This window comes from Staphylococcus sp. HL28, assembly GCF_021117155.1.
Classification (GTDB): domain Bacteria; phylum Bacillota; class Bacilli; order Staphylococcales; family Staphylococcaceae; genus Staphylococcus; species Staphylococcus warneri.
In genome coordinates this window covers 1,983,561-1,996,118 of record NZ_CP088218.1, presented here as the reverse complement: position 1 = coordinate 1,996,118, position 12,558 = coordinate 1,983,561, and the positions used below count along the sequence as shown (strand labels likewise).

Sequence of the window (12,558 nt, the reverse complement as noted above, 5' to 3'; positions counted from 1 at the left end):
AGTGTGATAAAATGAATAATGAAGAATTAGAAACAAGATTGTTATTAATGAAACAATCAATAGAACAATTACAAGAAGAACTAGCGCCAAACTTAAAAACTAGGGATTTAATGTTATTAAGATATATGTATTCATATAAAGAAATTAATATGTTAGATTCTTACTTGTTCCAATTGGCTACTAATAAAGAGCAAATAACAAAAAAACAATTCAAAACAAAATTGGAAAACATTAGAGAAGTACCAGAAATTCCAATGAGACAAGTAAATGATATATTAGAGGGTTATAAAAATAGTGAGTTATATGTTGAATTAATAAATAGCATCATAAAATAAATGAAAATAGAGCAGTCTGATGACTGCTCTTCTTTTCTTACTGAATATAAAATGTATTAACGACTTTAATAAAAATATAAGTAACGTATACTTTAGGAACAAACAGTCATTAATTGATTATATTAATAAATTATATTCAGAACTGTAAATTTGATATAAAAATAATGCTATTCTTTGCCCCAAATTCCTTGTATTTTTCAATTTTAATATTTTACACACGACTGATTAGACAATTTAAACATTGCTATGACAATACTTATAGCGATTTTTATACAAATATATACGCATTAATGAACTCTCGCCGTCTCCATTATATAGCCTGCAACCCATGTGGTTGTGGTTTTTTTGATTTGGTTCAAAAATAGTGTATTGCACCAATCAATTTCAATTTAGTTATACGCGTATTTCGAGATAAAGTTTCTCGGCGTATGACAGTAGTTCGGGAATATAGTTACGTGCATAGCCTTCAATAAATCTTAATGTTTGAGAATCCGTAAGGTCATTATATTTTTCAATATACTGAATTAATATCTTTTTAAAATCATTTATTTCCATTTCTTCTGTATTTTTACTATGTGCTAATTTTAAGAATGCTATCAGTACTTTTTGATATTCTTCGAGTGTTATACCTAAATCCAAACATAAAAGGCTGATTGATTTTGTGTTGTAAGGATGGTGACCTATGATTTCAGCTAGTTCTGAAATAGCTTGATAAAGTAATGTAATATCATCTTTATTTTCGAACACGATTATTCACTCCTAAATATATAGATTTATCTAATAATTGGACTATATTTTCAGTTTAGAGTAATTCATATAGAGTTGTTGTGGATTTCTTAAGTGTCCTATTCTAATACATAAGTGTTAAAAAGGGATCATTTATATTAATAGTTATGAAATATTAAAAGCATCATTGAATAATTTAACTTCATCACTTTAATGACGAAATAACTAAAGTTTGTTAATGTTTTAATAAAAGAAGGTGCTAACATCAAAAGAAAGCAATTTTATTTAATATTAATTGTAATTATTATGGTTATAGATTTATTTCATCCATTAATGACAGATTTGCCAGAAAAGATAAGAAGATATATCAGTTTAATACTAGCCTTTTTAATACCCATTTATTTGATAGCACCAGACATAAAAGATGATGAAGAAAAAATCAACAATAGGAGAGCGAATATGGCAAAGTATTTTACTTCAATTAAATTGGGTTTGTATCTATTATTATTAATCATATTGCAACCAATTATTTTTCATATATTAAATCTGAACCAATCTAAAATTCTTAGTGTAATAGGACATTTGATGTTTATATTGATTGGTATTTTATTAATTTATATTCATGCTCAATTTAATAAAAATAATTGAATTCGTAGAGCATTGAGCTAAATAATTCATTATCACTACTTAGCTATAACGCTTATTTAAGGAGGATTAAATGTTACCTCATATATTAATGTGGACTGTTACCATATTAGGAATAATATATATTGTATATAATTTTATATTAGCTAAATCCATAATTAATATTTTCATTGCTATTTTATTTCAATCAATTTTTTTATTCTTAATTCGTTTCTTTTGGTTAGATCATTCATTTGGCGATGCATTTATACATTCGTTTGACTTGCTTACGATCATTGTTGTTGTGATATATGTTATATATAAATTAATGAGCGATTCATCTGAAGATTAATACTTTGTATACGAGGGGGATTTTTATGAAAGATTCATTATTTTGGAAAAAATCTTTTATTCCTGTTTACTTTATTGTCGCGTTATTATCATTTATTCTTTTTAAATTTTATATCAAGACGGATAATATGACTGTTTATTTGATGATTTTCTTTTTATTTTGTTTAGGAATAGCGTCTATTATTATTAACGCCAAGCAAATTAGGTGAGCGCTTATATTGTTTATTAAATGTAATATCACTTCATAATATAAAGGATGATTAATATTAGTATATATGTAGCAATTATTTTAGGATTATTATTTATATTAATATATGCAACGTTTTGGACATTTTTATATCAATTAAATTATAAGCGTATGAATAGGGGAAAGAGCTTGAATAAAACGCAAATTAAAATGAATATGTTTGGACATGGTGCAATTGCATTAGTATTAGTGATAATAGCTATATATTTATCATATTTTAAATAGAACTTAGCTTATTATAGGTAAGGTGTTTTAAAATATATTTCACTAACAAAATGAAATATGTTACATCATTATTATTTCGTGGTAAATATTATTAAAAGCCTATGGAGGTCATATGTATGGATTTGGTAGGTAAAATGATTGCATTTATCATGACAAAGATTTCTAATTGGTTAGGATCTAGTGGTTTAATCAGAGATATAAAAAGAGGTTTTAAATCATTAAAGAACTAAAGAATTTTCGATAATAAAATTAGAATTTGAGTGGTTGACTTAACCTGCAATTCCTAGAATTGTGGGTTGTTTTTATACTAGTATTTATATTTTTGGAAAGTCAAAAATCCCACTCCTAACATGTTAGGAAAGCGGGACTTGAATTATGATTTCAATATTATATAGTTAGTTCGGATTACTATGTTTTAGATATTGTTAATTTGAAGCTGGCATTGTGTTCTGGCCACTAGACTGTGGTTGTTGTGTATTCTGTCCAGTGGATTGTTGCGGTTGTTGAGATTGCGATTGTTGTTGATTTTGGCCATTAGATTGTTGGGGTTGCTGATATTGTGATTGTTGTTGATTTTGACCATTAGACTGTTGGGATGGGCTTCCTTGTTGTGCATTTTGCCCGTTATTTTGAGTAGTTGCCTGTTTATTATGATTAGGTTTGCTTTGAGATGAAGATTGTTTTTTAGCTTTATCTTTCTTTTTATCCTTATCTTTTTTTGACGCTTTCTTCTCTTCGTCATAATCTTTGATATTATCTTTCTTAGGATCATTTGAACGTTTGTTTTTAGAGTTTTCTTTGTCTTTTTTAGAGTCATTTGACTTTTTATGTTCAGTTTTTTTATGTTCTTCTTTATGTTTAGAATCATGGTTGCCACAAGCGCCTAAAATTAAACAACTTGATAATAAAATAAAAAAGGGTTTCTTCATGTCTCGATCTCCTTCATTTAAATTATTTGGCTACAATGTATTAGTGACATTGTGGTGTCATTCTAACGTATAGCGATATCAAATTTAAAGCGATATCATAATAGGGTAATATTTCAAAATATAAAATGCCACTCCGAATATGAGTGGCAATGATATGATACGTATTTATCTTTTAATGTGATGACAATGTTAATGTATTATTCTGACTTTGAACTACTGTCACTAGGTGCACTCGAAGGCGCACTATTTGATGAAGTGTTATTAGATGGTTTGGGTGTATTTTCACTATTTGGTATAGCTGATTTTGACTCTTGAGGTTCACTTTCTTTAGGTGCAGAAGATGATGAATCTTCTTTAGATGGTGTTGCTTTTGACGAACTGCTACTAGCGTCTTGATGACTGCTAGTGTTTGATGAAGGTGATGCAGATGATGAAGTTGAATTACTAGTATTACTTGATGAAGTGTCATCCGATGAACCTGATGTGGTAGATGAAGTGCTTTCGTCGTTAGTAGCATCATCATCTTTTTTATCTTTAGTAGATGTTTTAGCATCTGATAGATCCACAGTTATACTTTTAGCACTGAATAAGCTAGATGTGATTTCTAGTTTTTTATCTTTAGTATTAGCAACTTTTTCGGAAACATCGAATACAACTTTTCCTTCGGCCGTACTGTCAGGATTAATTTGTTCTAAGAAAAATGAATTGGTGATACTTCCATCATCACTTTGGTTAGCTGATACTGAACCAGTGGCATCTGCTTCAAATGATTTATCTCCAGATTTTAATTTAAACATATGACTATCGATTGTTAATGCTTTGTCTCCCTTATTTTTAATTGAAACATCTGCGACAACAAATGTATCTTTCGCATTAGTAGGTGCAATTGAAGGCCCAACAGCTTTAGTATTTTCAATTGATTTAACTTTAACTTCTAAATCACCGTTTTTAATGGTATCACCGATTTTATAATTTTTTGTACCTGTTGCATGATGCTTGAATCCACCATTCATACCAAAGGTCAATGCAACAATGCCAATAATAATTAAAATAAAGAAAACGAGACAACCTACACCAACCCAAATCCAAGGTTTCTTAGATTTAGACTTTGCATACTTTTGCTTTTCTTGTTGTCTTTGAAACTCTTGGAATTGTTCCCATTGTTTTCTTTGCTGTTCTTCATTATAGTTTTCTTCCATTCAACATATCTCCTTTATTTGTTATTTACATATATATTAATAATACTGTTATGACAGGGCTTTTAGTAATCACTTTTAGTTATAAAGGTTGATAACATAAATTACTTTTTATCAATTTTAAAATGATAATAGATTGTATAGATACTAATTTGTTATATAAGACAATTTTATCTGATATAAAAATAGAAACTATAAAGTTATTCGTGTAATTTTGAATTGATATAGAACAATTGGTACTATAAAGTTGAAAGAATAAAAAAATAATTTAAATAGCTGTATTCAAATAAAAGGAGAATTGATATGACTTTTTTCATTATCTTCTTCCCAGTATTTGTTTTTATAATACTGAACCTATATAGCCAAAATAAGAAGAAAAATAATAAAGATTAAAAAATATGACTTAAGAAACTATATATGATTGTTGTGTTTCTAACCAAGGGAGTCTTATCCATGAATAATCAAACAAAATATTTTCATCATGTTGAACATCGCAAATTTCAAAATAGTTCTAAGACGACATTATGGTTATCCTTAATTATTACGCTCTTTTTTACAATAGTAGAATTTGTAGGCGGGATCGTATCTAACTCGCTTGCATTGCTATCAGATTCATTTCATATGTTGAGTGATGTGCTTGCTTTAGCGCTATCAATGGTAGCAATATATTTCGCAAGTAAAGCACCTACTAAGAATTATACTTATGGTTTTATGAGGTTAGAAATTATAGTTGCCTTTTTAAATGGTTTGGCGCTTATAGTGATTTCACTAGGTATCATGTATGAAGGAATTATTAGGATTATTCATCCAAGATCTGTAGAAAGTGGTCTTATGGTTGTCATAGCTGTCATAGGATTAGTCGTTAATATTGTTTTGACGTTGATTTTAGTAGCGTCTTTAAAGAAAGAAGATAATATTAACATCCAAAGTGCATTATGGCATTTCTTTGGTGATTTATTAAATTCTATAGGTGTCATCGTAGCAGTAGTGCTCATTTATTTCACGGGGTGGAATATGATTGATCCGATCATTAGTATAATTATTTCTTTAATTATATTTAATGGTGGGTTTAAAATTATTAAAAATGCATGGAAAGTATTGATGGAGCGTGTGCCTGATGGTTTTAATACAGATATCATAATGGCAGACATGAAATCAGTAGAAGGTGTCATTGATGTACATGAATTTCATCTATGGAGCATTACAACTAATCATAGTTCTTTAAGTGCTCACGTTGTACTAAACGATGAATATATTAAGTCTCCTTATGAAACAATAAATAAAGTTACTAAACTACTTAAAGATAAATATGGATTACGACATGTCACATTGCAAGTAGAGAATATCCATCTTAATCATTTAGATGAAGCATATTTTAAACAATACGGTGAAGCATAGAGAGATATTAGCCATCCAAAATATAAAAAAATTTTGGTGGCTTTATCCAACTTATTTAAATTAAATTCTTGATATAAAGTTTACCTGGGTGTACCATTGAGGTAGTTCTAATTGATGTGTTGGATTTATTTTCCAATATAGTTCATGGTGGTAAACCAATTTTGAAAGGAGAATAAAATGAACAAAAACACATTAAAGCAATATAATGAACTTCATTTAGCATTTATAGAACTTAGTAAACAAATAAATGAGGTTTTAGAAGAACAAAACATTGATATTTCAAGAGAGCAGATGGGTGTATTTAAACTTCTCATGGAGAATAAAAAAATGTCAATGAAAGACATCGCTCAGAAACAAGGTGTATACAAAACCGCAATTACTAAAAGAATTAAAAAAATGGAAGATAAAGGATTTGTTAAAAAAGTAAATTCAGTTGATAAAAGAGAAAAGCTTATTTCTCTAACTAGTGAGGGATATGAATTTTATCAAAACAGACAAGAGTTACTGTATAAAGGTTTAGAAAAGAAGTTGAATTTAAGTGAAGATAACATAGAAAATATTATTAACCATATGAATGAAATTAAATTAATTTTACAAAAAGGATGAAATTAAAATGAATAAAGAGATAAAAATACATGTAATGCATACAGGAACAGTTATTGTAGATGAAGCTTTACCATTCGGTTATAAAAACAATCCTCCTATGGCTTGGACAGGAATGTTTAGATCTAAAAAGCATCAAATCAAAATACCAGTATCAGTATATTTAATTGAACATCCTAAAGGCCTTGTTTTAATTGATACAGGTTGGCATACAGATAATCGAAAACATCAATTGAAAAATTTATCATTCCAGTATCCAGTTAACAAAGCTGAATTACCTGAAGGACAAGCAGTACATGAACAATTAATCAAACTGGGTTATAAACCGAGTGACATTGATTACATTTTAATGAGTCATATGCATTGTGATCACGCTGATGGATTAAGATTAGTTAAAAATGCTAAAAATATTTTAGTAAGTGAAGAGGAATATGAAGCCATTTCAAACGATAAAATGCATTATTTACCTCATGAATGGAAAGGTGTTCATTTAAATACTTTCCATTTTGACAATACTGGCATAGGACCGAAAAATAGATCATTTGATTTATTTGGTGATGGTACGATAACTATGGTATGGGTACCAGGACATAGTAAGGGATTAGCATCTACCATCATAAAAAATGAAGATAGTGAAAAATTCTTACTATTAGCCTCTGATGTAGGTTATGCTGCAAAATCATGGCAAGAAAATGTACTTCCAGGTGTTTTAGTAGATAAAGAAGATGCTCAATTATCATTAGACTGGGTTAAAAAAATGGCTAATGATAAAAACTGTATTGAAGCTATTGCAAACCATGATGCAAATGTAAAACCACACGTTATTACCCTTTAAATTTTACTATTGATTGAAGGTGAGATATTAATATGATAATAAATAATAAGTTTCGATTTTTAAAAGGAAATATGACAAGTCTTTATTTGAAACTTACGAATCTATATGAAATCTTACTTGAAAATTCATCGTGCAAGGTCAATTATGAAAAAATGATTTTACTGAACGAGGTGGATCATTTATTAGTAAATCTTAGTTTTTATTGTCATACTTATGATTATAGTAATTTAAATATTGAATTTATTGCTACAATGAGAAAGTTTTATTTATTAGCTAGGGAATACTTAATTAGTGAAAACGTATATATGGATGATGTCCACATATATGTATATGAAATGGAGTCGGCATATGATCAAGGAATTAAAATATTAAACGAGATGTTCGATACAAATTAATCAAATTCAACAATGTATATAAGAGGAAATCTTACTTAGAAAATATTTTGTATATAAAATAAATCTCAATTATAAATTCTAAGTATTGTATTAATTTATAGATGATTTTAATACAAATAGCAGTTCACAATTTTTGAAAATAAAATAAATTTAAAAGAATTTACTAAAAAGGGCTTTACTTTTCTCAAAATAAGCGTATAGTTGTAATTAAGTAATCAAGTACGTGAAGTTAATTGAGAGTTATTTATAAGAATACACTCCTTTTGATTCAATGAAATTTGTTACAAATATTTAGTGCAAAAGCACGCGGAGGTATTCTATATGAATAACGGTACAGTTAAATGGTTTAATTCAGAAAAAGGTTTTGGTTTCATCGAAAGAGAAGATGGAAGCGACGTATTCGTACATTTCTCAGCAATCGCTGAAGAAGGATACAAATCATTAGAAGAAGGACAAAAAGTTGAATTCGACATCGTAGAAGGCGATCGTGGAGAACAAGCAGCTAATGTCGTAAAAATGTAATAACATTTTCAAAGCAACCGTCATGGTTGCTTTTTTTATGCCATTATTTAACTAGAACTATTTAAATATGAAAAACACTCCCAGTTCATTAATGAAACTGGGAGTGTGTCGTATAAATATAATATATAAAACAAAAAACGATCAATCAATATTAGTACTTAATAGAATTTAATTTAAAATTTTGCGTTATGCATAACATTAAGGTTAAAAATTTTAGTTTGTCCACAGTTTTCGCAATAAGTAGCGAAAGCTTCGATGCCGTTAGATTGATTTGCAGATGTAGGAATGAAGAAGACATCTTCTGAAAATGTAAGTTTAGGGTTTGAACAACAAACTGTTCGTCTTCTTGAATTATAGAAACGTTGGATTGTTTCTAGTTCTTCCTGACTAAATTTTGTGTCTCTCATGTTAATCACATCCTTTCCTCAGATATGTATATGAATAAGGATTACAATCATTAAGATGTTACAACATGGTTTACGCAAAATATCAATTGATTTTCTATTAAAGTGCAAAATTGATATTAAATAGAGTTTAATACAATTAAGTGCAATTTTGTTGAATTTTGCTTAAGTGTTTGAAAAAACAGCTTAAATGTAATTAACATTTAAGCTGAGATTTTTTAGTATGATGATTAATTTGCTTTATCACCATCAACACGTTCTTTATTTCCTTTGTCATCTTGTGATTTAGGATTATCTTTCTTTTTAGCACTATCCTTCACTTTTTTGACTGTATCATCATTACTACTCTTAGAGTCTTTTTTATCTTTTTGTGTTGATTTCTTTTCATTGTGTTTTGAATCATGATCACTTTGACTACATGCACCTAAAACTAAAAAACTACATAAAACCAACCAAAATAACTTTTTCATATAATCCTCCTAAGATTCTTAATTATCTTAAGTTTACTACATATTATTGTTATTTTACATCTTTTTCTTTTTCAAAATTGTGAATATTTTTATTAATTTGCATATAGAAATGTAATCATAATTCAAAGTATTTTATTATAAAAAAACGCCAACGTTAACTTTAATAATGACGAAAATTAAAGTTAAGTTGACGCTAACAAGAAGTAATGTTAAACACTCACAAAGTTTAACAAGTTAAGGTTACCATAAATATAAGCGTTTTACCACTTTATTATATTGATAATTAGAAAAGGAAAATTAAACTTCAAGTTATATAATTTATATAGTTGAATGAAACTTAAATATACAAAAGATTTGAAATTGAAAATGATAAGAGTATTAGAAATAATGTATTGTCAAAAATATTGTGTATTATTCAAAGTATTCTATTAACCCATTGGTTTTGATACTCAGGCAAAGTTTATGAATGATCAAAAATATTTAATTCTTCATTATTAGTATCAGCTGACACATATAGAAGGGGATCGTGTACATTGGTGATTTGATTATGTGTGTCAATTTCAGCTAGTATTTTAAAACTTCCATTGTTTTGTGGTTCAACAATGGAGATTTCATGGTCATTTCGCTGAATTGCAAATTGTCTTTTTGAATGATTGTTAATTTTCCACTCTGTCATATTACTTTTACCTCCCATAAAGGAATTTCATTACAAACAAATCGTACATAAGTTGACTTGATTTTGTACTAATCGTATTAGCCAAAACTTTTTTCAATATCCGTAAATGCTTTTGTTGTCATTTTGATATCATTGATTTGGTTATCTTCAATATGACCATCAATGTAACCGTGTTTAATTAGAACTTTTAAATTTTCTACGAAGTCATCATAATTTCGGTCACAAAAATAATCATCTTGAGTCGTTACTGAATCTTTAAAATCATTCGCTTCTTTTTCAGTTTGTCCTTCATTAGAGCGTTCCATGTATAATTTATAAAATTTTGCGATGGTATATTTCTGTTCTTTAGTTAGTTCGTCCATTTTTCTTTCCTCCCCAAATATTACACTACGTATGTTTTACCCTATATTTTCAATTTACAAAACGAATGATAAGGTTAATTACTGACAAAATTATGACTCTTTAGCTTTTTTGATGCCATCTTGAACGGCATTAGCAAATTGATAGAACGTTTTTGTATAATTGTCAGGATTAGAACGAACTTGTCTATTTAGCTTATGATTTTTGAAAAATTGTTGTCTTTGCTTTGTGGTTAATTCTAATTGTACTCCTGAGTCATTTTCATTGACAAAGTTTTTAGATGATTTGGCATCAATCTCATTTGGACTTTCTTTAACAGTAAATCCCTTATGTCGAAGTGATTTAGCTATAGACTTAGACATTTTTTTATCTTTACCACCGACAAATACAATAGGATCATCTCCTGAAAAACCGTGTATTGAAACGGTTTGCTCTGTAGTTTTTAACATTTGATGTAATTTAGATTCGTCATAATTCGTGGACGTAATATGAAGTTGTTGATTGTTTTTAGAGCGTAACGCTTCAAATGAATAGAAATCATAATGACCTACATTAGAAATACGACGCGCAAGTTCAGTTGTCCCTGGTTCAATACCACCACCATGTATGGCAGTGACTAAAATATCGTGATGTTTATGTTCTTTAGTGACAATCCGCCAGTCTTTATTTTCTTTAGTGTTGGTTTTAAGTTCTTGAAAATTATTGTATCGATCTAAATTCGAGTGATTCATATTTTTACGTGTATTATAGAATATTAAAACTACAATCAAGATTGCTATGATAATTAATATGATGGATAAATAATATAATTTAGTATAAAGACTCGTGTTCCTTTTCATACTCTCTCCTTAATAATCCATTTTTGATTTATAAATCATATCAATTTTTTAATACGTTTAACAAGTAATTTGACTATAACAACATATTAATTATGTTAATTAATATGTTTTGCTAAATATTAAATTGTGAAATAGCAATAACTTCAATTATACCAAGGAATCCTTTTATATTTAGTTGATGAAAAATAACGCTAAATATTAACAATTTCTTAACGTTAACGTGGTAATATGTAATTAAAGGGATGTGATGATATGGATAAAGAATTATTAAGACGATACTTAAATGACGATGGTTTCAAAGCAGTTGCGGTAGTATTTGGGAATAAGCGTGTCATTTTAGAAAACGATATCCACGTTGATTATGAACATGAGGTCATTATTTATCCTATGAAGAATTGCACAAGAATTATTCCATTTGGGGCGATATCTTATCTTGATTTATTAGAAAAAAATGACCAGTTTGTTAATTATTTCAAAGAAGTTTAATCGCATGAATAAACGCCTTACTCAATATTTGAAGAATGACTTAAATAGAGTAGGGCGTTTTAATATGTTTTCACTAATTTTAAATGGTATTCGTCTGTGAAGTTATCTTTTAGTGCGTAAGGTGAAATGATATACATACCGTGGTCGGTTACTGCATTTTGACTTACGCCTTCCTTATAGGCTTGGTAGATAATTTTTGTACAGTAAGTGAAACGTTTACTTTTAAGATTTAATGTTACTAAATATCTATTATTAGTATTTTCATAGTTCTCTTTAGTCCATCGAGCAGCTTTTTTACCGGATCCAGGTTTTGCACAACGATATATTTTAATCCAGTCATCTTTGCCTTCACCAAATCTTGACTTAAATGATTCAAATGACTCAGTGATAGGTTTGTCACCTGGGCCTTCAATTTGTAAAACCGTATCATGATCAATAGCGATACTTGAATGACCAAAAAATCCGAATAGGACAGGACCTTTAGTTATAATGATATCTCCAGGTTGAAGTTGAAAGTCTTGTTTTGATTTCGACATAGTAAGATCTTCGGCATTAGCAATATTGATATGCAAAGGTGATAAGGTCGAGCATATATTGAAGATAATAGAAAAAAATAATATGTATACTAACTTTTTATACAATGATCAAAGACTCCTTTATAAATGTAAAATACATAAAAATTAATAAAGTATTAAAATAAAACGTTCAGCTACAATGGCAACTGAACGTATTTGTTTTGGACTAGAGTCCAAATAACAATGTATAAATTAACATCGCTAATCCAAAAATGAAGAATACAATGGTGAAACCAAGATAAGATTCCTTTTTAGATTCTTTTTTAGTTTTAAGCATGATAGCTAGAATAATTGCACCAGCTACGATAAATATAAGTGAAAGCCAAAAAAGAATTGTAAAATGCAAGCTCATTTTTTAACCT

At 28.4% G+C, this 12,558-nt stretch carries 18 protein-coding genes; 8 read left to right on the top strand and 10 right to left on the bottom strand.

Annotation, left to right across the window (positions count from 1 at the left end; all coding sequences use genetic code 11):
• Positions 1-11: 11 nt before the first annotated feature.
• On the top strand, positions 12-335 hold the full coding sequence (locus tag LPC11_RS09720) for a hypothetical protein (protein WP_023374866.1): 324 nt from the start codon (positions 12-14) through the stop codon (positions 333-335).
• 393 nt (positions 336-728) lie between these two features.
• Here LPC11_RS09720 and LPC11_RS09715 read toward each other — a convergent pair whose 3' ends face one another.
• Positions 729-1,082, bottom strand: a complete 354-nt coding sequence (locus LPC11_RS09715) for a hypothetical protein (protein ID WP_023374867.1) — start codon at positions 1,080-1,082, stop codon at positions 729-731.
• A gap of 697 nt (positions 1,083-1,779) precedes the next feature.
• Between LPC11_RS09715 and LPC11_RS09710 the strand changes: the two genes are divergently transcribed.
• On the top strand, positions 1,780-2,037 hold the full coding sequence (locus LPC11_RS09710; RefSeq protein WP_023374869.1) for a hypothetical protein: 258 nt from the start codon (positions 1,780-1,782) through the stop codon (positions 2,035-2,037).
• A 25-nt stretch (positions 2,038-2,062) separates the two neighbouring features.
• Positions 2,063-2,245 (top strand): hypothetical protein, encoded by a 183-nt coding sequence (locus LPC11_RS09705; RefSeq protein WP_023374870.1) that lies wholly within the window; start codon positions 2,063-2,065, stop codon positions 2,243-2,245.
• A 688-nt stretch (positions 2,246-2,933) separates the two neighbouring features.
• Here LPC11_RS09705 and LPC11_RS09700 read toward each other — a convergent pair.
• Both LPC11_RS09700 and LPC11_RS09695 read right to left on the bottom strand, forming a co-directional pair.
• A complete protein-coding gene (locus LPC11_RS09700; protein WP_023374872.1) occupies positions 2,934-3,437 on the bottom strand; it encodes a hypothetical protein in 504 nt (167 codons plus the stop codon).
• Positions 3,438-3,634: 197 nt separating this feature from the next.
• On the bottom strand, positions 3,635-4,636 hold the full coding sequence (locus tag LPC11_RS09695) for a DUF4352 domain-containing protein (protein ID WP_023374873.1): 1,002 nt from the start codon (positions 4,634-4,636) through the stop codon (positions 3,635-3,637).
• A 450-nt stretch (positions 4,637-5,086) separates the two neighbouring features.
• On the opposite strand from LPC11_RS09695, the gene LPC11_RS09690 reads away from it, so the two are divergent.
• The 4 genes from LPC11_RS09690 to LPC11_RS09675 all read left to right on the top strand — a co-directional run bounded on the left by LPC11_RS09690 (position 5,087) and on the right by LPC11_RS09675 (position 8,386).
• Positions 5,087-6,031, top strand: a complete 945-nt coding sequence (locus LPC11_RS09690) for a cation diffusion facilitator family transporter (RefSeq protein WP_107566544.1) — start codon at positions 5,087-5,089, stop codon at positions 6,029-6,031.
• Positions 6,032-6,208: 177 nt separating this feature from the next.
• Entirely contained in the window at positions 6,209-6,637 is a 429-nt protein-coding gene (locus LPC11_RS09685; protein ID WP_023374875.1) for a MarR family winged helix-turn-helix transcriptional regulator, read from the top strand.
• Between the two features lie 7 nt (positions 6,638-6,644).
• On the top strand, positions 6,645-7,469 hold the full coding sequence (locus LPC11_RS09680; RefSeq protein ID WP_023374876.1) for an N-acyl homoserine lactonase family protein: 825 nt from the start codon (positions 6,645-6,647) through the stop codon (positions 7,467-7,469).
• A gap of 716 nt (positions 7,470-8,185) precedes the next feature.
• The gene (locus LPC11_RS09675; RefSeq protein WP_002450876.1) at positions 8,186-8,386 is read left to right on the top strand and encodes a cold-shock protein; all 201 of its coding nucleotides are present in this window, start codon (positions 8,186-8,188) and stop codon (positions 8,384-8,386) included.
• Between the two features lie 173 nt (positions 8,387-8,559).
• On the opposite strand, the gene LPC11_RS09670 is transcribed toward LPC11_RS09675, so the two are convergent.
• From LPC11_RS09670 to LPC11_RS09650, 5 genes are all read right to left on the bottom strand, one after another.
• Positions 8,560-8,793, bottom strand: coding sequence for a hypothetical protein (locus LPC11_RS09670; protein ID WP_023374878.1), 234 nt, complete (start codon positions 8,791-8,793; stop codon positions 8,560-8,562).
• A gap of 227 nt (positions 8,794-9,020) precedes the next feature.
• Positions 9,021-9,260: a hypothetical protein gene (locus LPC11_RS09665; protein ID WP_023374879.1), complete on the bottom strand. Its 240-nt coding sequence runs from the start codon at positions 9,258-9,260 to the stop codon at positions 9,021-9,023.
• Between the two features lie 460 nt (positions 9,261-9,720).
• Complete coding sequence (locus tag LPC11_RS09660; protein ID WP_023374880.1) at positions 9,721-9,936, bottom strand: hypothetical protein; 216 nt, start codon at positions 9,934-9,936, stop codon at positions 9,721-9,723.
• A gap of 77 nt (positions 9,937-10,013) precedes the next feature.
• Positions 10,014-10,298, bottom strand: coding sequence for a hypothetical protein (locus LPC11_RS09655; protein ID WP_231307236.1), 285 nt, complete (start codon positions 10,296-10,298; stop codon positions 10,014-10,016).
• 90 nt (positions 10,299-10,388) lie between these two features.
• Positions 10,389-11,135, bottom strand: coding sequence for a poly-gamma-glutamate hydrolase family protein (locus LPC11_RS09650; protein WP_231307235.1), 747 nt, complete (start codon positions 11,133-11,135; stop codon positions 10,389-10,391).
• Positions 11,136-11,387: 252 nt separating this feature from the next.
• Here LPC11_RS09650 and LPC11_RS09645 point away from each other — a divergent pair, with 252 nt between their 5' ends.
• On the top strand, positions 11,388-11,621 hold the full coding sequence (locus tag LPC11_RS09645; protein WP_002450870.1) for a hypothetical protein: 234 nt from the start codon (positions 11,388-11,390) through the stop codon (positions 11,619-11,621).
• Positions 11,622-11,680: 59 nt separating this feature from the next.
• Here the strand turns inward: LPC11_RS09645 and lnsA are convergent, their stop codons facing one another.
• Positions 11,681-12,262, bottom strand: a complete 582-nt coding sequence (lnsA, locus tag LPC11_RS09640) for a lipoprotein N-acylation protein LnsA (RefSeq protein WP_023374883.1) — start codon at positions 12,260-12,262, stop codon at positions 11,681-11,683.
• A gap of 100 nt (positions 12,263-12,362) precedes the next feature.
• A complete protein-coding gene (tsaT, locus tag LPC11_RS09635; RefSeq protein ID WP_002465948.1) occupies positions 12,363-12,548 on the bottom strand; it encodes a type II toxin-antitoxin system toxin TsaT in 186 nt (61 codons plus the stop codon).
• Positions 12,549-12,558: the final 10 nt, after the last annotated feature.

Bases quoted from the DNA above. Each gene is read 5' to 3' on its own strand.
- LPC11_RS09720 (WP_023374866.1), top strand. From the start codon at position 12: ATGAATAATGAAGAATTAGAAACAAGATTGTTATTAATGAAACAATCA.
- LPC11_RS09710 (WP_023374869.1), top strand. From the start codon at position 1,780: ATGTTACCTCATATATTAATGTGGACTGTTACCATATTAGGAATAATA.
- LPC11_RS09705 (WP_023374870.1), top strand. From the start codon at position 2,063: ATGAAAGATTCATTATTTTGGAAAAAATCTTTTATTCCTGTTTACTTT.
- LPC11_RS09700 (WP_023374872.1), bottom strand. From the start codon at position 3,437: ATGAAGAAACCCTTTTTTATTTTATTATCAAGTTGTTTAATTTTAGGC.
- LPC11_RS09695 (WP_023374873.1), bottom strand. From the start codon at position 4,636: ATGGAAGAAAACTATAATGAAGAACAGCAAAGAAAACAATGGGAACAA.
- LPC11_RS09690 (WP_107566544.1), top strand. From the start codon at position 5,087: ATGAATAATCAAACAAAATATTTTCATCATGTTGAACATCGCAAATTT.
- LPC11_RS09685 (WP_023374875.1), top strand. From the start codon at position 6,209: ATGAACAAAAACACATTAAAGCAATATAATGAACTTCATTTAGCATTT.
- LPC11_RS09680 (WP_023374876.1), top strand. From the start codon at position 6,645: ATGAATAAAGAGATAAAAATACATGTAATGCATACAGGAACAGTTATT.
- LPC11_RS09675 (WP_002450876.1), top strand. From the start codon at position 8,186: ATGAATAACGGTACAGTTAAATGGTTTAATTCAGAAAAAGGTTTTGGT.
- LPC11_RS09670 (WP_023374878.1), bottom strand. From the start codon at position 8,793: ATGAGAGACACAAAATTTAGTCAGGAAGAACTAGAAACAATCCAACGT.
- LPC11_RS09665 (WP_023374879.1), bottom strand. From the start codon at position 9,260: ATGAAAAAGTTATTTTGGTTGGTTTTATGTAGTTTTTTAGTTTTAGGT.
- LPC11_RS09660 (WP_023374880.1), bottom strand. From the start codon at position 9,936: ATGACAGAGTGGAAAATTAACAATCATTCAAAAAGACAATTTGCAATT.
- LPC11_RS09655 (WP_231307236.1), bottom strand. From the start codon at position 10,298: ATGGACGAACTAACTAAAGAACAGAAATATACCATCGCAAAATTTTAT.
- LPC11_RS09650 (WP_231307235.1), bottom strand. From the start codon at position 11,135: ATGAAAAGGAACACGAGTCTTTATACTAAATTATATTATTTATCCATC.
- LPC11_RS09645 (WP_002450870.1), top strand. From the start codon at position 11,388: ATGGATAAAGAATTATTAAGACGATACTTAAATGACGATGGTTTCAAA.
- tsaT (WP_002465948.1), bottom strand. From the start codon at position 12,548: ATGAGCTTGCATTTTACAATTCTTTTTTGGCTTTCACTTATATTTATC.